Annotated in this window: 19 protein-coding genes; 15 read left to right on the top strand and 4 right to left on the bottom strand. The window is 57.3% G+C overall.

The window, feature by feature from the left end; genetic code table 11:
• Positions 1-75 precede the first annotated feature (75 nt).
• From feoB to C4885_RS09430, 15 genes are all read left to right on the top strand, one after another.
• The gene (gene feoB, locus C4885_RS09500; protein WP_114000111.1) at positions 76-2,457 is read left to right on the top strand and encodes a ferrous iron transport protein B; all 2,382 of its coding nucleotides are present in this window, start codon (positions 76-78) and stop codon (positions 2,455-2,457) included.
• Between the two features lie 57 nt (positions 2,458-2,514).
• Entirely contained in the window at positions 2,515-2,688 is a 174-nt protein-coding gene (locus tag C4885_RS09495; protein ID WP_114000104.1) for a FeoB-associated Cys-rich membrane protein, read from the top strand.
• 25 nt (positions 2,689-2,713) lie between these two features.
• Complete coding sequence (locus tag C4885_RS09490) at positions 2,714-3,739, top strand: acyltransferase family protein (protein ID WP_158538859.1); 1,026 nt, start codon at positions 2,714-2,716, stop codon at positions 3,737-3,739.
• A 174-nt stretch (positions 3,740-3,913) separates the two neighbouring features.
• Positions 3,914-4,795, top strand: coding sequence for an ABC transporter permease (locus C4885_RS09485; protein WP_114000102.1), 882 nt, complete (start codon positions 3,914-3,916; stop codon positions 4,793-4,795).
• Between the two features lie 12 nt (positions 4,796-4,807).
• Positions 4,808-6,112, top strand: a complete 1,305-nt coding sequence (locus C4885_RS09480; RefSeq protein ID WP_114000101.1) for a polysaccharide ABC transporter ATP-binding protein — start codon at positions 4,808-4,810, stop codon at positions 6,110-6,112.
• Positions 6,105-7,049 carry a hypothetical protein gene (locus C4885_RS09475; RefSeq protein ID WP_114000100.1) on the top strand — a complete coding sequence of 315 codons (945 nt, stop codon included), beginning with the start codon at positions 6,105-6,107 and terminating at the stop codon, positions 7,047-7,049. The genes C4885_RS09480 and C4885_RS09475 overlap by 8 nt, the downstream gene beginning before the upstream one ends.
• 101 nt (positions 7,050-7,150) lie before the next feature.
• A complete protein-coding gene (locus C4885_RS09470; protein WP_114000099.1) occupies positions 7,151-7,513 on the top strand; it encodes an endonuclease domain-containing protein in 363 nt (120 codons plus the stop codon).
• Positions 7,514-7,797: 284 nt separating this feature from the next.
• Positions 7,798-8,526 (top strand): 3-deoxy-manno-octulosonate cytidylyltransferase, encoded by a 729-nt coding sequence (locus C4885_RS09465; protein WP_114000098.1) that lies wholly within the window; start codon positions 7,798-7,800, stop codon positions 8,524-8,526.
• Complete coding sequence (locus tag C4885_RS09460) at positions 8,527-10,098, top strand: aldolase catalytic domain-containing protein (RefSeq protein WP_114000097.1); 1,572 nt, start codon at positions 8,527-8,529, stop codon at positions 10,096-10,098.
• 12 nt (positions 10,099-10,110) lie between these two features.
• Complete coding sequence (locus C4885_RS09455; protein ID WP_114000096.1) at positions 10,111-10,617, top strand: HAD family hydrolase; 507 nt, start codon at positions 10,111-10,113, stop codon at positions 10,615-10,617.
• Positions 10,618-10,702: 85 nt separating this feature from the next.
• Positions 10,703-13,342 (top strand): DUF2142 domain-containing protein, encoded by a 2,640-nt coding sequence (locus C4885_RS09450; RefSeq protein WP_114000095.1) that lies wholly within the window; start codon positions 10,703-10,705, stop codon positions 13,340-13,342.
• Entirely contained in the window at positions 13,339-14,472 is a 1,134-nt protein-coding gene (locus C4885_RS09445) for a glycosyltransferase family 4 protein (protein ID WP_114000094.1), read from the top strand. Before C4885_RS09450 ends, C4885_RS09445 begins: the two co-directional genes overlap by 4 nt.
• Positions 14,473-14,517: 45 nt before the next feature.
• A complete protein-coding gene (locus C4885_RS09440) occupies positions 14,518-15,237 on the top strand; it encodes a glycosyltransferase family 2 protein (protein ID WP_114000093.1) in 720 nt (239 codons plus the stop codon).
• A gap of 3 nt (positions 15,238-15,240) precedes the next feature.
• Positions 15,241-15,600 carry a DUF2304 domain-containing protein gene (locus tag C4885_RS09435; protein WP_114000092.1) on the top strand — a complete coding sequence of 120 codons (360 nt, stop codon included), beginning with the start codon at positions 15,241-15,243 and terminating at the stop codon, positions 15,598-15,600.
• A gap of 222 nt (positions 15,601-15,822) precedes the next feature.
• Complete coding sequence (locus C4885_RS09430; protein ID WP_114000091.1) at positions 15,823-16,119, top strand: hypothetical protein; 297 nt, start codon at positions 15,823-15,825, stop codon at positions 16,117-16,119.
• 323 nt (positions 16,120-16,442) lie between these two features.
• Here the strand turns inward: C4885_RS09430 and C4885_RS09425 are convergent, their stop codons facing one another.
• The 4 genes from C4885_RS09425 to C4885_RS09410 form a co-directional block, all read right to left on the bottom strand.
• A complete protein-coding gene (locus tag C4885_RS09425) occupies positions 16,443-16,904 on the bottom strand; it encodes a CD1247 N-terminal domain-containing protein (RefSeq protein ID WP_114000090.1) in 462 nt (153 codons plus the stop codon).
• Positions 16,905-17,009: 105 nt separating this feature from the next.
• Complete coding sequence (gene efp, locus C4885_RS09420) at positions 17,010-17,567, bottom strand: elongation factor P (protein WP_114000089.1); 558 nt, start codon at positions 17,565-17,567, stop codon at positions 17,010-17,012.
• 192 nt (positions 17,568-17,759) lie between these two features.
• A complete protein-coding gene (locus C4885_RS09415; RefSeq protein ID WP_114000088.1) occupies positions 17,760-18,623 on the bottom strand; it encodes a TIM barrel protein in 864 nt (287 codons plus the stop codon).
• The gene (locus C4885_RS09410; protein WP_114000087.1) at positions 18,616-19,122 is read right to left on the bottom strand and encodes a YqeG family HAD IIIA-type phosphatase; all 507 of its coding nucleotides are present in this window, start codon (positions 19,120-19,122) and stop codon (positions 18,616-18,618) included. Before C4885_RS09410 ends, C4885_RS09415 begins: the two co-directional genes overlap by 8 nt.
• Between the last annotated feature and the right edge of the window lie 186 nt (positions 19,123-19,308).

Raw genomic sequence — 19,308 nt, 5'->3', positions numbered from 1 at the left:
AGCGAAATTCATGCCTTTCAGTCGAAATAAACCGGCTTGCATTACCTTGCCGTACAAAAAAGAGGAATCAATATGCTGACATTAGGTGACCTGCACATTGGGCAGGATGCAATCATCCGCGTGGTAGGCGGTGAGGGCGAGCTGCGCCACCACCTGCTGGATATGGGGCTGACCCCCGGCACCGAGGTAACGCTGCGCAAAACGGCCCCCATGGGGGACCCCATTGAAGTGGAGCTGCGTGGTTATGAGCTGACCCTGCGCCTGGCCGATGCACAGAAAATTGAAATTGACAGCGTGCACGCAACGGACCGCGCCGCCCCCAGCGAAGAGCGCCACAAGGTGGTAGCCCACCCCGGCGTTGGCGAGCTGGACAAAGCCGCCAGCTACCACGAGCGCAAAGCCGGCGCCCCCATTGCCGCCGGTGCACCGCTGACCTTTGCCCTGGCCGGCAATCAGAACTGCGGCAAAACCACGCTGTTCAACCAGCTGACCGGCTCCAACCAGCATGTGGGCAACTTTCCCGGCGTTACGGTGGACCGCAAGGACGGCGTGATCCGCAACCACAAGGAAGCCACCGTAACGGACCTGCCGGGCATTTATTCCCTGTCCCCTTACTCCAACGAGGAGATTGTCACGCGGGATTTTATCCTGAGCGAGCACCCGTCCGGCATTATCAACATTGTGGATGCTTCCAACATTGAGCGCAACCTGTACCTGACCATGCAGCTGATGGAGCTGGATACCCCCATGGTGCTGGCGCTGAACATGATGGACGAAGTGCGCGCCAACGGCGGCACCATCATGGTAAACCAGCTGGAAGAAATGCTGGGCATTCCGGTTGTTCCCATTTCTGCCGCCAAAAATGAGGGCATTGACGAGCTGATCGAACATGCCATCCATGTGGCGCGCTACCGGGAGCTGCCGGGCCGCATCGACTTCTGCACGGCAGGCAGTGACCCAGCAGACCCCAGGGGCGCGGTGCATCGCTGCATCCATTCTGTCGCACATTTGATTGAGGACCATGCCGCTGCCGCCGGGCTGCCGCTGCGCTTTGCCGCCACCAAGCTGGTGGAGGGGGACACCCTGATTGAAAAAGCCCTGCAGCTGAACCCCAACGAAACAGATATACTGGGCCACGCCATTGCTGAAATGGAAACCGTGACCGGGCTGGACCGCGAAGCTGCCCTTGCGGACATGCGCTTTACCTTTATTGAAAAGCTATGCTCCGCCACGGTGGTGAAGCCGGGCGAAAGCCTGGAGCATAAGCGCAGCGTTGCCATTGATCAGATCCTGACCGGCAAATACACTGCCTTGCCCTGTTTTGCGGGCATTATGGCGCTTGTTTTCTGGCTGACCTTTGGCGTAGTGGGCTCCACCCTTTCGGACTGGATGACCCTTGGCATCGACTGGTTTACCGGCGTTGTGGACCGCGCCCTGACGGCGTATCAGATCAACCCGGTGGTGCACAGCCTTGTGATCGACGGCATTTTTGCCGGTGTGGGCAGCGTGCTGAGCTTTTTGCCCACGATCGTTATCCTGTTCTTCTTTTTGTCCATCCTGGAAGATACCGGTTATATGGCCCGCGTGGCCTTTGTTATGGACAAACTGCTGCGCCGCATTGGGCTTTCGGGCCGCAGCTTTGTGCCCATGCTGGTGGGCTTCGGCTGCTCGGTTCCCGCCATTATGGCAACCCGCACCCTTTCCAGTGAGCGTGACCGCCGCATGACGATTTTGCTGACCCCGTTCATGAGCTGTTCCGCCAAGCTGCCCATTTATGCGCTGTTCACCGCCGCGTTTTTCCCGCGGGTATGGCGTGCACCGGTCATGATTTTCCTCTATCTTTTCGGCATTTTGTGTGGTATACTGTATTCGCTGATCCTCAAGCAGACCTGTTTCCGCGGTGAACCGGTACCCTTTGTGATGGAGCTGCCCAACTACCGCCTGCCTTCGCCCAAAAGCGTCGGCCAGCTGATTTGGGAAAAGGCCCGTGATTTTATTCAGCGTGCCTTTACAATTATCTTCGTTGCAACCGTCGTGATCTGGTTCCTACAGACGTTCGACACCCGCCTGAATGTTGCTGCCACCCCGGATTCCAGCCTTCTGGCTTTGGTTGGCAGCCTGATCACCCCCATCTTCAAGCCCCTTGGCTTTGGCGACTGGCGCATTTCCACTGCGTTGATCACCGGCTTTACCGCCAAGGAAAGCGTTGTTTCCACCCTGACCGTCCTGCTGGGCGGCGATACCGGCGCGCTGAACATGCTGTTCACCCCGTTTACTGCGCTGGTTTTCCTGATCTTTACGCTGTTGTATACCCCCTGTGTTGCAGCCATCGCCGCTGTCAAGCGGGAACTGGGCGGTGGCCGGGCTGCACTGGGTGTGGTACTGATGCAGTGCGGCATTGCCTGGGTTGTGGCGTTTGCCGTGCACTGTGTAGGGGTTTTGCTGGGGTTGGCATAAGGGCAGCGTATTCACCTGTCACTTTGTTTTCGCTTAACCCATAGGGAGGTTTTTTCCATGTCACTTCAAAGTATCCTTGTTCTGGTTATTATTTTTGTTCTGCTCGGCGTTGCCATCGGTTTTATTGCCAACAGCGAAAAGGGCTGGCACGGCGGCTGCACCGGCAACTGCGCCAGCTGCCAGGAACACTGCAATGACAAACAGAAAAAGAACCCGCCCAAGCAGCAGTGATGTCCAGACCGAAGGAGACCGCCGTATGACTGCTGTTCAACAATCCGCCGCTCCGCACCCTGCCGTGCGCCAGCGCATTGACTGGATTGATACCGCCAAAGGTCTGTGCATGATTCTGGTGATTGTGGGGCACACCCTGCCCTACGGCAACCTGATGCGCAATTTCATTTTTTCGTTCCACATGCCGGCCTTTTTCTTTCTGACCGGCTATACGGCCCGCCGCCCGGATACCTGGCAGGGTTTTGCCCGCCGGGTCAGGAAGGACTTTGTTGCACTGATCGTTCCCGTGCTGGGTGTGGTGCAGGTGTTCAACGTTTTGCTGAACTTTTTCATTTCTGATGACAGAAGCCTGACCAACCTGTGGGATATTGCCCGCTACAATGCCATCACCCTGTTCTGGGCCAGCGGTAACCCTGCCGACGGCATTCCCAGCTGCGGCATGCCATGGTTTTTGTTTGCACTGTTCTGGGGCAAGCTGATCTGGGAGCTGCTGGGGCTTTTGTTCCCCAAAGGGGATTTTGCCGTCAGTTTCATTGTCATGCTGTTCGGGGCATACATCGGGCAGGTACAGTATCTTCCCCAATGTCTGGATGTTGCAATGGTCGTTGTCATGTACCTCACATTGGGGCAGCTGTTCCGCCAGCATCAGGCACTGTTGGACCGTTACCGGGTCCCGCTTTTCCTTGCCATGCTGATCCCCTGGACATGGTGCTGCCAGCAGGGCATTTATATTGAACTTGCTTCCCGCACATACTCCAATTACATTTTGTGCGCTTCAATCAGTGTATGCGGCATCTGGATCTTCTGCCATCTGTGCCGTGAACTGAACGCCAATAACGCTTTGCGGCCGGCGCTCAGCTTTTTGGGGCGGCACAGCCTGTGGCTGTTCTTTGTGCACCATATGGATGTGTTTACCAGTGCCATCTGGCAAAAAGACCGCCTTCTGTTCACGCTGCCCTGCCGCATCGGGTGGGACATCCTGCTTTCCCTGCTGCTGCTTGGCTGCTGGACATTGCTGCGCACCGGCTGGCGCAGGCTGACCGCAAAATAAACTCTTTGAACCGTTCTGCATCCCCTGTTCCGGGCCTGCAGGGCGGTTTTTGTTTTGGCAGCGCTTTCTGCACAGTGCAAACATTGTTTTTTACTGCGGATTATGGTACAATGAATTGTCTATAAGTATGTATCGGGGATTCCCCTGAAATATCTATTTTTGAAAGGGCTTTTTATGGCAGAGCAACGCAACCAGACCCCTGCCGGGGATAACACGCAATGGACCACCATCATTCGGCCGCGCACCGGCTGGTTTGATGTGGACCTGGAAGAGCTGTGGCGCTACCGTGACCTGATTGTCATGTTCGTCAAGCGCAACTTTACCGTCATGTACAAGCAGACCATCCTGGGGCCGCTGTGGATCATCCTGAACCCGCTTATCACCACGGTGCTGTTCAACGTGGTGTTCGGCGGCATTGCCGGGCTTTCTACGGACGGTACGCCGAGCTTTTTGTTCTACATGGCAGGCAATACGGTGTGGACCTTTTTTGCCTCCTGCATCAACGGCACGGCCAACACCTTTGTGGCCAACAGCCAGGTGTTCGGCAAGGTGTATTTCCCACGGCTTACCACCCCCATCAGCCAGGTATTGACCAGCCTGATCAACTTCTTTATCCAGTTTGTCATGTACATTCTGTTCTGGGTCTACTTTGCCGTGACCGGGTCCGGTGTACACCTGACGGCCTGGGCGTTTGCCGTGCCGCTGGTGGTGCTGGAAGTTATGCTGCTGGGCCTGGGCGTGGGCATTATCGTTTCCGCCCTGACCACCAAGTACCGTGACCTTGCCATTGCTGTGAGCTTTGGCGTGCAGCTGTGGATGTACATTTCTCCTGTGGTCTATCCCCTTTCCAGCTTGGAGGAATCCCCCCGGCTGCAGATGCTGATGCGCTTGAACCCGATGACTGCACCGATCGAGGTGTTCCGCATGGGCACCCTTGGCACCGGCACCGTGGAAGTGGGCAGCCTGATCTACAGCCTGATTGTTACCGCAGCCGCCCTTGTGCTGGGCGTGGTGCTGTTCAGCCGCATTGAAAAAACCTTTATGGATACCGTGTAAGGAGGGGCGCAGATGGAAAACCAGACACATGCACAAAACCAGCGCGTACCCGTCATTCAGGTATCGGGCTTGAAAAAGCAATACAAACTGGGCCAGATCGGCGGCGGCACTTTGACGCATGACCTGCAAAGCTGGTGGGCCCGTGTGCGCGGCAAAGAGGACCCCAACACCGTGATCGGCACGGACGCCCGTCTGTTTGGCAAAACCTTTATGGCGCTGAACGGTGTGGACCTGACCGTGTACAAAGGCGAAGCGCTGGGCATTATCGGCCGCAACGGCGCAGGCAAATCCACCCTGCTCAAAATTTTGTCCCGCATTACCGCCCCCACCGAGGGCGAGATCCGGCTGCGCGGGCGGGTGGCTTCCATGCTGGAAGTGGGCACCGGCTTTAACAACGAGATGACCGGCCGCGAGAACATCTACATGAACGGCGCTATTCTGGGCATGACCCGCGCCGAGGTCGATTCCAAGATCGACCAGATCATTGAATTTTCGGAGTGCGGAGATTTTATTGATACCCCCGTCAAGCGGTATTCCAGCGGCATGTTCGTCAAGCTGGCGTTTTCCGTTGCCGCCCACCTGGACAGCGAGATCATGGTAATGGACGAAGTGCTGGCCGTGGGCGATATGAAGTTCCAGCAGAAATGCCTAGGCAAAATGAGCGATGTTGCCGGGCAGGAGGGCCGCACCGTCCTGTACGTCAGCCACAACATGAGCACCATCCGCCAACTGTGCACCCGCTGCGTGGTGCTGGACCAGGGCCGCGTGATCTTTGACGGCGATGTAGAACAGGCCATTGCCGTGTATATGGAAACCACCGATGTGAACGTGGTCCACTATGACCTGCTGGATGTTTCCCGCATGAACGCCAGCGCAGGCAAGCGGATGCGGCTGGAAACGCTGGACTTTGTGGGCAAGGAATCCAGTGTGTTTGCGGACACCGAAAAAATTCGGGTGCGCATTACCTGGCGTGTTTCGGAGCCGTTTACCGGGGTACACTTAAAGCTGAACCTGCATTTCCGGGATTCGACCCCCGTGGGCATTACCCACCCGGTCAACCTGGGCGCCGCCGTGCCCGGCAAGCTGTATACCACCGAGTTTGAGTTTGACCCTAGCCTGCTGGGCGAAGGCCAGTATTTCTTCTATGTGGATGTGTTTGACGGCGTGCTGACCCAGGCTGTCTGCCTGGACAAGCCAGTGACCGAGTTTGCGTTTGAGGTAACCTCCGGCGATTTGACCATGCCGGAATGGGCACCGGGCTGGGGCCGCATCCACTTCCCGCCGGTCAATGTGTTGGAGAATGGATACGATGGGTGATATTTTCATCTGCCACACGCTGTATCATGTGTTAATCGCGCTGGTGCGCGCGCTGCGCAGCCGCCCTGGCAAGTCCACCCTTGTGCTGAGCACCTGTGTACCGGAAGCCGAAACCCTGCGCGCTAAATTGCTGGACGCCGCGCCGGATCTGTGGGACGCTGTTTTGATCGTGGACGAGGAAAAGCTGGACGCACAGAACAGCGAAAGCGACTTTTACCGCCTGCGCCACCCGTTCCGCAAGCCGTATTTTACGCTGCCCAAGGGGCATGTGTACATCAGCAATGACTGGAGCGCTTTAGGGCGCTACCTGCAGCGGGAGCGCCGGGTTTATACCCTGTGCGAAGATACCTTTGGCGGCACGTTGGACCCTGATCAGCACCTGCTGGACGAGCAGCGCACCAACCCCCGCGGCCCCTACCGCTACTGGGGCGACAGCCCCTGCTGCCGCACGGTGGAAAGCGAAGACGCCGCGCGGTGCAGCATTTTTGGCGTAGACAAGCTGGTAACGGTATCCAAAGCGCAGCTACTGGAAAGCCTGATGGAGGAAGAAAAAGCCATCATCCGCCGGGTGTTTTTGGCCGTTCCCCTGCCGGAGCATGTGCAGGGTGCCTGCCTGCTTTTGCCCCGCAGCTTTGTGCTGGACGGCCTGATGGATCAGCCCACCCAGGACGCCATGTTTGCGGCTGTTGCCAAGAAATACTGCACAGAACCGCTGTTTATCAAAACCCACCCGCGGGATACCACGGATTATTCCAAGCTGTTTCCTACTGCTGTTATCCTGCCCCGCACCATGCCAAGCGAGGTTCTCAATTTCTGCCTGCCCTTCAAATTCCAGCGCGCCGTCACCGTGCAAAGCTGGGTCCTGCGCGGCTTTACCGCCGCGGAAGAAAAGGTGTTTGTGGGGCTGGAAGAGGCAGAAAAGTTGGTGCAGGGGTAATGCCTCCCCTTTGAGGGGAGGTGGCCGAGCGCAAGCGAGGTCGGAGGGGTGGCTCCCTTACTGCCGCCTAAATGATAAGCCGGAAGGGGACGTACCATTCTATGCGCCTGCCGCATAATTCCAACAATCTTGCCTATGTTCGTTCTCTGCGCAAAAATATGACCGATGCGGAGCGCAAATTATGGTATGAATATCTGCGTCCCTGCCCCTACAAATTCACACGCCAAAAGAGCGTTGGGCCCTATATCCTTGATTTTTATTGTGCTTCTGCTCAGTTGGCAGTTGAAATTGACGGTTCGCAGCATTACGAACCGCAGGGGCAGCAGCAGGATGTTGCCCGAACTGCTTATTTGCAGGCGTTTGGTATTTTTGTTCTGCGGTTTTCCAACCGGGACGTTCTTCTCAATTTGGAGGGTGTTGCAGCCGAAATTGAGCGTACAATTCTGATGCGGATATCCAAATAGATTTTCATAACAATCTATGGCAACACCGCACAATTCCCGCCTTGCGGCTTAAGCACCGCTCCGGCAGCTGCGGCACGGCATCTGCGTTGCCAAAATGCTCGATAAGACATCCAGTATTATCTGCGCTTTTGGCTTGGCATCTGCCGCACCTCGCTCGCCGTATCGGCACTTAGAATTATGCGGTATTGCCCTATAACTCTTTCTTAGGGAACCACCCCTCAGTCCGCTGCGCGGACAGCTCCCCTCAAAGGGGAGCCAATGCTTCTTTTAGGAGGTTGCTTACTATGAAACTTATCGGCGTTATTCCCGCCCGTTATGCCAGCACGCGGATGCCGGGCAAGCCGCTGGCGGATATTTTGGGCAAGCCCATGATCTGGTGGGTGTACCAGGAAGCCAAAAAGTGCAAAAAGCTCGATGATGTGTTTATCGCCACCGATGATGAGCGCATTGCCGAAGCCTGCCGCACTTACGGCATGGAATACTGCATGACCAGCCCCGACCATGACACCCCCACCGGGCGCATCTGGGAGGTTTCCACCAAGGTAGAAGCCGACCTGTATCTGCAGATCATGGGTGACGAGCCGCTGATCAACGTAAAAGCGTTTGATTTGATTCTGCCGGATACCCTGCCGGAGGACCCGTATTATGTTGCCGTGCTGACCAACCGGATGGAGCACCCCGCGGATGTGATCGATTTTTCCAACCAGAAGGTCGTGACCAACGCCGCACGGGAAATTTTGATGATCTCCCGCAGCCCCATTCCCTACCCCAAAGGCACGCTGGATTTTGAATACGAGAAGGTGACCGGCATCCAGCTGTACTCCCGCCGGGCGCTGGCGTTCTACCACGAAACACCGAAGTCCATTCTGGAAAAAGCCGAAGAGAACGATATGATGCGCTTTGTGGAAAACGGCCACAAGGTACATGCTATCGTCAGCCCGTACAAGACTGTGAGCGTTGACACCCCCAAGGACCTTGCCCTTGTGAGCGAAATCCTGAAAGGAAAAGAATAAATGCCCGATATTAAACTGTTGGACTGCACCCTGCGTGACGGCGGCTATGTGAACAGCTGGAACTGGGGCTTTGCCGCAGCCAAAGATATTATCGCCTCGCTGACCCGTGCCGGGACTGACATTGTGGAAGTGGGCTTTCTGCGCAATGTGGATGGCTACAACCCCGATGTGACCGTCTGCAACACCATTGAAGAGCTGAACAGACTGCTGCCTGCCCACACCGGCAGCACCATGTACAGCGGCATGGCCATGCGCTCCAATTATGATATTGCCAAGCTGTCCCCTTATGAGGGGCACGGCATTGAGATGCTGCGCATTACCGCCCACGATTACGATATCCGCGAAGGCATGGATTTTGCCCGCGAAGTCAAGGCCCGCGGGTACAAGCTGTCCATCAACCCCATCAACATTATGGGCTATGCCGACAAAGACTTGCTGTGGATTTTAGACCAGGTAAACGAGATTCACCCGTACCAGTTCTCCATTGTGGATACCTTCGGCAGCATGCGGCGGCGTGACTTAGAGCGCATCGTCAGCCTGGTGGACCACAACCTGGCCCCGGATATCCGCGTGGGGCTGCACCTGCATGAGAACATGGCGCTCTCTTTCTGCCTGGCGCAGGAATTTCTGGACAAGCACCTGGGCCGCGATACCACTGTGGACGGCAGCCTGATGGGCATGGGGCGCATTCCCGGCAACCTGCCCATTGAGCTGATTGCCGACTATATGAACGAGACCCTTGGCTGCCATTATGACATTGACGAGATGATGGACGCCATCCAGGACCATATCGCCCCGCTGAAAGGCGAGACAGCCTGGGGTTACACCCCGGCTTACTTTCTGAGCGCACGGTACAACCTGCACCGCGATTACGCTGAGCATTATCTGGACAAAGGCGATTTGACCAACCGGGACATCAACCATATTCTGGCCGGTTTTGACCGCAGCAAGGCCACCGCATACGATAAAGACTATGCCGACCGCCTGTACCGCGAATACCAGAACCGCGCCATTGACGACACCGCCGCGCTGGATACCCTGCGCACCGCGTTTGGCGGCAAGACCGTGCTGGTGCTGGCCCCCGGTGCCAGCCTGGCGGAGGAAGCTGGGCGCAGCGCTGTGGCCGCCGCCAAGGCGGACTGCATTGTTTCGGCCAATTTCTGCCCGGAATTCTGCCAGCCGGATTATGCATTTTTTACCAACAGCAAGCGGTTTGAAAAGCTGGACCTTGCTGCCCTGCCCTGCCCTGTTGTGCTCACCTCCAACCTGCGGCCGCTGCCGCAGGGGGCGCTGGCGGTCAATTATGACCGGCTGGCGGCCCCGGATGTGCAGAATGCATCCCTTGGCAGCAACAGTGTACTGATGCTGCTGCGGCTGCTGCGGCTGTGCGGTGCCAAGGCCGTGCTGCTGGCCGGGGCCGATGGCTACAAGCCCGGTACCCCCGCCTATGCCGACAGCCTGCTGCACGCTCACACCGGGCGCGGAGCTGCGTTCAACACCGCCATGGCAGGTGCCATTAAAGCCTGCGGGCTGGATGTGACCTTTATCACCCCCAGCGAATACGCAAAATAACGAGGTTTGCCCATGATTCGACTTTTGGTTCTGGATGTAGACGGCACCATGACAGACGGCGGCGTGTACTATGATTCCACCGGCAACGAGCTGAAAAAGTTTGCCATCAAGGATGGGGCCGGGATCGTGCTGGCCCGCGCGGCAGGGATGCAGGTTATGATCTGCACCGGGCGCGAATGTGAAGCCGTGCGCCGCCGTGCCCAGGACCTGCACATTGACTATCTGTTCCAGAACGTACACGACAAAGCCGCCTTTTTGAGCAGTTTTATGGCTGAGCACAGCCTGACCAAGCAGGATGTTGCCTATTGCGGCGATGACCTGAACGATTTGACCGCCATGGCTCTGTGCGGCTTTGTGGCCTGCCCGGCCGATGCTGCCGGCCCTGTGCTGGGGCGGGCGGATTTCATCTGCCGCCAAAAAGGCGGCGAGGGCGCTGTGCGCGGCACGGTGGAAGAGATCCTGCTGCGGGACGGCCGCCTGCCTGCCGCCGTTAAAAAAGCCTTTGGCGCAAAGATTTGATGGGTGCGGCTGAAACGTTAAATATTCCGGTGTTTGTTTTGGACACCCCCTGAACGCTGAACCACCAAAACCGGGAGGAGCCCGTATGAGCAAAATAAAGGATTTTCTGAAAAGCCCGCTGGGCACCGCCTTGTGCGCCGTTGCTGCCTGCCTGCTGACCGTGGTGCTGGTTTGGTTGGCCGCGGTGCGCCCCAACAATGACAAGAGCCTGTCGGAGCGCATCAGCGATGATTACAGCCAGTACAGCGCCGAGCTGGACGAAGCCAACGGCGCTGCCCAGACCTTTGATACCGACAATGACCTGCTGGCCATGGCCTTTGTGTTTGGCACCAGCAACGGCCAACCCACCGGTGAGCTGCACCTGGAACTTGCCGATGCCGACACCGGCGAGGTGCTGGCCCGCTCCACCGGCGATATGGCGAACATTGTGGCCGGGCAGTACACCGGCATGGGGCTGGATACCCCCGTGACCGGCAGCGCAGGCCGCCGCTACCGCGTGACCCTGAAACCGGAGTATACCGGTTCCGGCCGGTTGACCGTGGGCTGCAGCAACGGCGCTGTGCTGTGGAACGATACCTTTACCGTAAACGGCGAAGCCGTAGACGGCACGCTGGCGCTGCTGGTGACTTACAAACAGATCGGTGGATTTTTGACCCGGTTCTTTTTGCTGGTCGGGCTGCTGGCCAGCGTTGTGGTGTTCCTTGGCATTTATTTTGCCATGCGGGGCCGCATGCCGCTGCACCGGCTGGTGTTTGTGCTGGTGCTCTGCTTTGGCATGCTGTACAGCTTTGTGCTGCCGCCCTATGCCGCGCCGGACGAAAAATACCACATCAACCAGTCCTTTACTTTAGCCTGCAAATGGGCCAACATGCTCTCGCCGGATGAATGGCGGATGGGCAATGTGCCGCTGGATATGACCTACCGCCGCGAGCACGACTTTGACCCCCTGCTGCAAAACGAAAAGACCACCGTGTTCAGCTGGCAGGAACTGAGCGAAAATCTGTTCACCACCACCCCTGACAGTTTTGACAGCCACACTGCGCTGGAAGAACTGCAGACCGACCGCAATCCCACGCTGTATCTATTCAGCGCGGCAGCGGTGTTCCTGGCATATGTTTTTCACTTTGGCTTTGTTCCGGCGCTGATGCTGGGGCGCACAGCAAATTTAATTGTGTTCGCTTTGTTAGCGGCGCTGGCCGTTAAAGCCGCGCCGTTTGGCAGGCGGGTATTCGCTGCGGCGGCCCTGCTGCCCATGACGCTGCATCTGGCGGCTTCTTTCAGCCGGGATTCCCTGCTGCTGGGGCTGGCGTTTGCCTTTACTGCGCTGTGTATGCAGGCGATTTTTGGCTGCAAGGACGGCACGGTGCTGCCGGTGCGGCTGTGGCTGCCGCTGGCGGTGTTCGGCATCCTGCTGGCACCGGCCAAACTGGTTTACCTGCCGCTGGCAGCGTTGTTCCTGCTGATTCCCAACAGCCGCTTTGGCCAGAGCGCCGCAACCAAAAAAGCCGCTTATCTGGCCGGATGCGTGCTGCTGGCGCTCAGCATCAACCGCGCTGTGCTGGTCACCTCGGTGGCCGGTTCTGCCGGGTTTGAAAATCAGACTACCCAGACGGAAACCACCTCCGCACAGGGTTCTACCCCGGCTGCCGCGGTTTCTTATACAGCAACAGAGGCAGCTGACAATCGTACCCTGCATGCCGCCCCTGCCGCGGGTGACGGCAAAACCTCCAACCGGTTTGCCAACATGCCTGCCGAGTACCGCGAAAACACGGCTTCCAACTTTGTGCGCCGCCTGTATTACTGCGTGGAGGGCGTGACCGAGATCCCGCAGAAGGAGCTGGAGTTCTGGGTGCAGGCCTTGCAGGAGGGCGATGTGACCGCCGCCGTTCTGGGCCAGAGCTTTTTCTTCAGCCCGGAGGAAGTGGAGCATTCCAGCCTGACCGATGATGAATTCATGAGTGCGGCTTCCCTGGTTTACCTGGACCGCGACCTGATGACCACCGACGCCGAAATGTGCCGGGAACGGCTGGCCACTGCTGACCGCCGAGACTTTTTCAAGTCCATGTTCAGCAGTGATGAATGTGCAGAGTTGCTTTCCGCCTGCCAGATCTACCCCGGCGTGGAGGATGACCGCTACCCGTTGGACCGCAATGTGCTGATCAAAGAGATCGATGCTGTCCGTACCGTGCGGGACAGCCAGAGCACCCCCAGTGAGGAAGACCAGACCACCTTTACCCCCGGTTACATTCTGCACAATCTGCCCGCCGTGGCTATGCTGCTGGTACGCAGCGTGGTGCAGGATGCTGACAACTGGGTGCGCGGCCTTGTGGGCGGCAGCTTAAGCTACAGCTCGCTGGACCTGGCCTGGTTCTGGGTGTTGACGCTCTACCTGCTGCTGTGGTATGCCGCCGTTCCGGCGCAGGATGTTCCCGTACCGGGGCTGCCCCAGGGGCGCTACCGGGTGTGGTGTGCGCTGGCCGCGCTGCTGTGCGCCGCGTTGGCCTTTGCCGGCTGCCTTGTGTGGACCCCGACCTATTACCAGACCGTTTACGGCTTCCAGGGGCGGTATCTTCTGCCCGTGCTGCCGTTGTTCCTGCTTACCTGCCTGCCCCGCCGGGTCCAGGTTGCCAGCGGCAAACCGTCCGCCTGTACCCTGGTCTGCTGCCTGTGCGTAGTCAACGCCGGGGTATTGCTGAACGCCATGCTTGCGGTGATTGCCCGATGACGATTTGTTATTTTTCTGCGCAGTACCTGCCCACGGTGGGTGGTGTGGAGCGCTACACCTGGAACCTCGCCCGCCGCACTGTTGCCGCCGGGCACCGCGCCATTGTGGTTACCAGTGCTCTGCCCAACCTGCCGGAGCACGAAATTGACGGGCATGGCATTGAAATTTACCGCCTGCCCGTCTGGCCTGTCATGAACGGGCGCTTTCCTGTCATCAAGCCGGGGGCGCGCTTTGACGCGCTGACCGCGCAAATCTGGGCGCAAAAGCTCGATTTCTGCGTGGTGCAGACCCGCATGTACACCCAAAGCGTCTGGGCTGCCCGCGCGGCCAAGCGCCGCGGTATCCCCATGCTGGTCATTGACCATTCCACCGGATACATGCCGATGGGCAGCGGCCTGCTGGGGGCCTGCGGGCGGCTGTATGAGCAGGTTGCCTGCCGCCTGGTGCGCGGCACCGGCGCGCCGTTCTATGGCGTTTCCGCCGCTGCCTGCCGCTGGCTGCACACCTTTGGCATTACGGCTGCAGGAACCATGCCCAACGCCATTGACCCCGCTGCTTTGGAACAGGAAGCCGTCCACGCGCCAGACTGGCGCGCCAAGCTGAACCTTGGCGACCGTAAGATCGTGCTGTTTGTGGGCCGCCTGATTCCCGAAAAGGGTGCCGGATTATTAGCCCAGGCCGTGGCCCAGCTGCCGGGCGTTGTTCTGGTGGCGGCTGGCAGCGGTCCGCAGCAGCAGGAACTGGCGGACCTTGGGGCCGTTACCCCCGGTGCCCTGCCGCATGACGCGGTGGTCCAGCTGCTGCGGCAGGCAGATGTATACTGTCTGCCCACCCGGTATGCCGAGGGCTTTCCCACCACCTTGCTGGAGGCCGCGGCCTGCCGCTGCCCCATCGTGTGCACCCGTACCGCTGGAACCGAGGAGCTGCTGCCGGACGATACCCACGGCATTGTGCTGCCCGGCCAGCCACAGGACACCACGGTGGAAACCATCCGCGCCGGGCTGCAGACCCTGCTGGATGATCCCGCCCGCGCCCATGCCTGTGCCGAGGCGGCGTACCGCAATGTGTACGCGCACTTTACATGGGATGCCGTATTTGATAAAATGATGGGGATCATAAACCAAAGCTGACATCTGCCCGGTGTTTGCCGGGCAAGTGGATAAGGAACATTTGTTATGTCAAAATTGCTGATTGTTATTCCTGCATATAATGAGGAAGCCAATATTGTCAAGGTCGTCAACGGCATTGTCAAGAACTACCCGCAGTATGACTATGTTGTAGTCAACGATGGCAGCCGTGATAAAACCGCGGCCATCTGCCGGGAACATGGGTTCCGCTTGATCGATCTGCCGGTCAACCTGGGGCTGGCAGGTGCATTCCAGACCGGGCTGCGCTATGCCGCCGAAAACGGGTATGACTGCGCCATGCAGCTGGATGCTGACGGCCAGCACCGACCGGAATATATCGCCGCCATGCTGGAAGAGCTGGAAAGCGGGGCCGACATCGTGATTGGCAGCCGCTTTTTGACGGTAAAAAAGCCCAAAAGCCTGCGCATGCTGGGCAGCTACATCATCAGCTGGTCCATCCGGCTGACCACCGGCCGTGCCATCTGCGACCCCACCAGCGGCATGCGGCTGTTCAACCGCGCCATGGTGGAAGAATTTGCCCAAAATTTGAACTATGGCCCGGAGCCGGATACCATCAGTTACCTGATCAAAAACGGCGCTGTGGTACGCGAAGTACAAGTTACGATGGGCGAGCGCGAGGCCGGTCAAAGCTACCTGACCTTTTGGCGCAGCATTGAATATATGGTCAAAATGTCCATCTCCATTTTGCTGATTCAGTGGTTCCGCAAGCGGGACACCGAAACGCCTTACCCGGAAAGGAGCCTGTAAGCCATGTTTGATCAGCCAATTATCCGTATATGCCTTGTGTTGGGCAGCCTGATCACCGCAACCTATATTCTGCGCCGCGTGCGTTTGGCTAAGGTGCAGATCGAAGATACCATTTTCTGGCTTCTGTTCAGCGGCATTCTGCTGATTTTGGCCATCTTTCCCGGCATTGCCTACTGGGCGGCGTATCTGCTTGGGTTCCAGAGCCCCATCAATTTTGTTTATATCGTCATCATCTTTTTGCTGCTGGCCAAACAGTTTTTTATGTCCATCCGGCTCAGTCAGCTGGACAGCAAGGTGCGCATTTTGACCCAGCGCGTTGCCTTGAACGAAGAAAAGATCGAACGCGAAAAATTAGATTTGTAATCCCCTATCTTGTATGGTATAATATTTTTTATTGATTAAGGTGTAGCTGAAAACAAAGAAAATGACGCGTATTTCGCAAACGCAAGACGGATTTAAGGCAAAAGCCGCCGGAATCCTTTGTGGATTCCAAGGTCTTTTAACGCAAAATCCGGCTGTGTTTGTAGAAACAGGCTATATTTTCGGCTTTTCGGATACAACAACAGCGAAAGAAGGTTGTAAGAGATGGCTTTTACCCCCAGTCTGACCTATAAGGGCCGCCCGCTGGTGCGCTGCGGCAACGATATTTACTATGGTTCTATGCATGACCCCTATGTTGTGTACCTGCAGGTACTGACCACCAAAAAGGAAGGCAATGCCGACGTGGCCGATAAGGTTCACATTGTATTGCTTTCCACCGATGAAAGCAAGCCTCTGCCGGCGCGCATTGTGCGCCAGGCCAACAAGGCCGGCGGTTTGTTCAACGCCCTGACCTTTGGCGATATCATGCTGCGCAATCAGCTGAAGAACGAGAAAAAGTAAACAGGAACCCACAATGCCCGGTCCGTTTGGACCGGGCTGTTTTTTGTTGTACTTCATCCCTGTGCCGCAGGGCGTTGCTACCTGACCACGCCGGAGCTTTTACATCATTGAGCATCACAAATTTTATAATGATATATTGTCTTACGGTTTCGGAACGGTCAAGCATCGTCCCCTACACATCGTCTACAGGTTTATGGCAGCGTTTGCAACCTCGCTGCAAATTCCTTTCTTCCTCAATAATCAAAAAATCACCCCTGCGGCCAGAATAATCCGGCCACAGGGGTGATTTTCTATCTGTTATTCTATTTTGTGCACTTAACCGCTTACTCGATGGTCACATCGGTACTTTCGGCTTCTGCATCGGCAGGCGTCTCGGCATCGTCGGGCAGAACTTCCACATCGAAAGCTGCGCCGCACTCTGCGCAGACGATCTTATCGCTGTCCATCAGGGTGTCTTCATCCACAATGTTGACGGTACCGCAGTTGGGGCAGGTGACTTCATAGCTGGTTTCAAATGCGCCGTCGTCATCCTCGTCCTCTTCTTCGTCCTCATCGTCATCGCCGAAGATGCTGTCCACCAGATCATCCATATCTTCATCAATGGCGTCCAGCTCGTCAAAAGCCTGATCCAGGGCATCGTCATGCTCGCTCACAACATCGGCCATCTCTTCCAGCAGGTCCATCATTGCAACAATGATCTTGCCTTCCTGGGTGGTGGGATCAAACTCCATCCCTTTCATCATACCGCGGATGTAAGCGGCCTTTGCATTCAGATCCATAGCCATAAGGGAAAACCTCCTTCACGCACTGTAAACAGGGTGTTTGTTTTTGCAATTTTCCAAAAAAGCCGGGACGCGGCAAAAACCACGGCCCGGCCATTTGTTTTAAGATCAGACGCGCTCCATATACTCGCCGGTGCGGGTATCGATGCGGATCTTGTCGCCCTCGTTGATGAACAGGGGCACGCGGATCTCGGCACCAGTCTCAACCTTAGCGGGCTTCAGGGTGTTGGTAGCGGTGTTGCCCTTGAAGCCAGGCTCAGTCTCGGTAACTTCCAGCTCGATGAAGTTGGGGATTTCAACGCTGAAAACCTTGCCCTTGTAGGACAGCAGTTTGCAGATTTCGTTTTCTTTGCAGAACTTGAAGTTTTCCGGCACATCGGCAGCGGCAACGGGGATCTGCTCGTAGGTTTCATTATCCATGAAGTAGTACAGGTCGCCATCCTCGTAAGAGTAGGTAACCTCACGGCGCTCAATGAAAGCCTGGGGGAACTTAGCGGTCGGGTTGTAGCTGGTTTCAACAACGGAACCGGTAATCACGTTCTTGGTCTTAGTGCGCACAAAAGCAGCGCCCTTGCCGGGCTTAACATGCTGGAACTCAACGACCTGAAGGACCTGGCCGTCCTGCTCAAAAGTTACACCGTTACGAAATTCGCCTGCAGAGATCATATAGGAACTCCTCCATAATTTTAGTATCGGGCCTGTTTGAAAAAGCGGCCCCGCCGCCCCTCAAGCAATGCCATTGCATTGTCATACCTGTAAGTATTTTACCCGAAAAGCGCCAGTATTGCAAGAGGTTAGCGGGATTTTCGGGTGATATTTTGGTTTTTTTCGGCTTTTGTTGGCTGTTTTTGGGCTTTCTCAGCCTTGTTCATACAGTTTTTTCAGCGCCGCCGCATCCTCGGCCTGGGTTCCGGCGGATTCACAGATAATGGTGGGCGCCAGGCCACGGGTTTTCAGCAGCTGCATCAGCGGGGCAGGCGGCGGGCCAAACTCGGTATCCGCAAAAGTCAGGTGGCATTTTTCCCCACCCTTGGTGTAGGCAATGCGGGAAAAATGCGCGTGGAACTTTTTGGCCCGCTCCCCCGGCAAGGCTGCGGCAATGGCATCCAGGATGGCGGCATAATCTGCCGGGGCGGTCTCATCGTTCAGCTCGGTGCCCTGGCTGCGGGCATACAGGTGGCCAAAATCCACGCAGGGAATCATGCGTTCATCCACACTGCAAAGGGCCAGCACTTCATCCAGCGTGCCCAGCTGGTTCACCTTGCCCATCGTTTCAGGGCAAAGGATACAGTCGCCATAACCGGCTTCATCCACGGCCTGAACGGCGCGGCGCATGGTGTCCAGCGCCTTTTCCAGTGCGGCTTCCCGGCTCTGCTTGCCGCAGCTGCCCGCATGGAAGATGACCCTGCGGCCACCCAGTGCCTTGACCAGTGCGCAGCTTTGCAGCAGGTAGTTCACGCTGTTCAGCCGCTTGTCCTCCTCCAGGCTGCTCATGCTGATGTAGTACGGCGCATGGACCGAGAAAGTGATGCCTTTTGCATCAAACGCTTCTTTTAAGGCGGCGGCTTTATCCAGCCCCAGGCGCACACCGCGCCCACACTGGTATTCAAACGCCGTCAGCCCAAAGGAAGCCGTATACTCCGCCATGGCCTGCGGGTCAAAGCTGCGGACACGGTAGCTGTCCGAAAGCCCAGCCGTGCCAAAGCGCGGTGCTTCACTCATACAGGCGGCCCCCTTTTTGGTAATACCGGTCCAGCCAGTAGGGTTCAAACCTGCGCTTGAACTGCACACCGCGCTGGTGGTCGCCCCCACGCGGCATGGTATACAGGCAGGGGATGCCGTACAGCCCCGCGGCAAGGCGGTCCGTAAAGATCTGGTCGCCCACCATGGCCATCTGATTTTTGCGAACGCCAAGGCGGCGGCGGGCAACGGCCAGGCCGACCGGCAGCGGCTTGCAGGCCAGCGGCACCCAAGCCAGGCCCACACGGTCCGCAAAGGGGCGCACGCGGGCGGCGGTATTGTTGGAAACAATCGTCAACCGCACACCCGCGGCACGCATAGTATCCAGCCATTGCTGCACGGTGGCATCCAGCTGCTGGCTGCCATCCCCCGTCAAGGTATTATCCACATCCAGCACCAGGGCGGTGATACCGTGCTGGCGCAGGAACTCCGGCGTGATGGCCTCAATGGCACGGAAAATATATTCAGGGGTAAGAAGCATAGACAAACTACCTTATTATAAGCGCGGGGCAGCGGGCAAGCGCCACCCCGGTTTTTAGGGCAAAACCGCATAATTCTAAGTGCCGATACGGCGAGCGAGGTACGGCAGATGCTAAGCCAAAAGCGCAGATAATACTGGATGCTGCAAAGGTGAGCGCCGCCAGTGGCGGAAACAGCGAACCGAAGC

Source organism: Subdoligranulum sp. APC924/74, from assembly GCF_003324125.1.
Classification (GTDB): domain Bacteria; phylum Bacillota; class Clostridia; order Oscillospirales; family Ruminococcaceae; genus Gemmiger; species Gemmiger qucibialis.
The sequence above is the reverse complement of the archived record's forward strand: the minus strand, read 5'-3'. Positions and strand labels throughout refer to the sequence as shown.

Coding starts and splice junctions, on each gene's coding strand:
- C4885_RS09410 (WP_114000087.1), bottom strand. CDS start 19,122: ATGCTTCTTACCCCTGAATATATTTTCCGTGCCATTGAGGCCATCACG.
- C4885_RS09485 (WP_114000102.1), top strand. CDS start 3,914: ATGGCAGAGCAACGCAACCAGACCCCTGCCGGGGATAACACGCAATGG.
- C4885_RS09415 (WP_114000088.1), bottom strand. CDS start 18,623: ATGAGTGAAGCACCGCGCTTTGGCACGGCTGGGCTTTCGGACAGCTAC.
- C4885_RS09460 (WP_114000097.1), top strand. CDS start 8,527: ATGCCCGATATTAAACTGTTGGACTGCACCCTGCGTGACGGCGGCTAT.
- C4885_RS09465 (WP_114000098.1), top strand. CDS start 7,798: ATGAAACTTATCGGCGTTATTCCCGCCCGTTATGCCAGCACGCGGATG.
- C4885_RS09425 (WP_114000090.1), bottom strand. CDS start 16,904: ATGGCTATGGATCTGAATGCAAAGGCCGCTTACATCCGCGGTATGATG.
- C4885_RS09470 (WP_114000099.1), top strand. CDS start 7,151: ATGCGCCTGCCGCATAATTCCAACAATCTTGCCTATGTTCGTTCTCTG.
- C4885_RS09475 (WP_114000100.1), top strand. CDS start 6,105: ATGGGTGATATTTTCATCTGCCACACGCTGTATCATGTGTTAATCGCG.
- C4885_RS09435 (WP_114000092.1), top strand. CDS start 15,241: ATGTTTGATCAGCCAATTATCCGTATATGCCTTGTGTTGGGCAGCCTG.
- C4885_RS09480 (WP_114000101.1), top strand. CDS start 4,808: ATGGAAAACCAGACACATGCACAAAACCAGCGCGTACCCGTCATTCAG.
- C4885_RS09455 (WP_114000096.1), top strand. CDS start 10,111: ATGATTCGACTTTTGGTTCTGGATGTAGACGGCACCATGACAGACGGC.
- C4885_RS09430 (WP_114000091.1), top strand. CDS start 15,823: ATGGCTTTTACCCCCAGTCTGACCTATAAGGGCCGCCCGCTGGTGCGC.
- efp (WP_114000089.1), bottom strand. CDS start 17,567: ATGATCTCTGCAGGCGAATTTCGTAACGGTGTAACTTTTGAGCAGGAC.
- C4885_RS09440 (WP_114000093.1), top strand. CDS start 14,518: ATGTCAAAATTGCTGATTGTTATTCCTGCATATAATGAGGAAGCCAAT.
- C4885_RS09490 (WP_158538859.1), top strand. CDS start 2,714: ATGACTGCTGTTCAACAATCCGCCGCTCCGCACCCTGCCGTGCGCCAG.
- C4885_RS09450 (WP_114000095.1), top strand. CDS start 10,703: ATGAGCAAAATAAAGGATTTTCTGAAAAGCCCGCTGGGCACCGCCTTG.
- C4885_RS09495 (WP_114000104.1), top strand. CDS start 2,515: ATGTCACTTCAAAGTATCCTTGTTCTGGTTATTATTTTTGTTCTGCTC.
- C4885_RS09445 (WP_114000094.1), top strand. CDS start 13,339: ATGACGATTTGTTATTTTTCTGCGCAGTACCTGCCCACGGTGGGTGGT.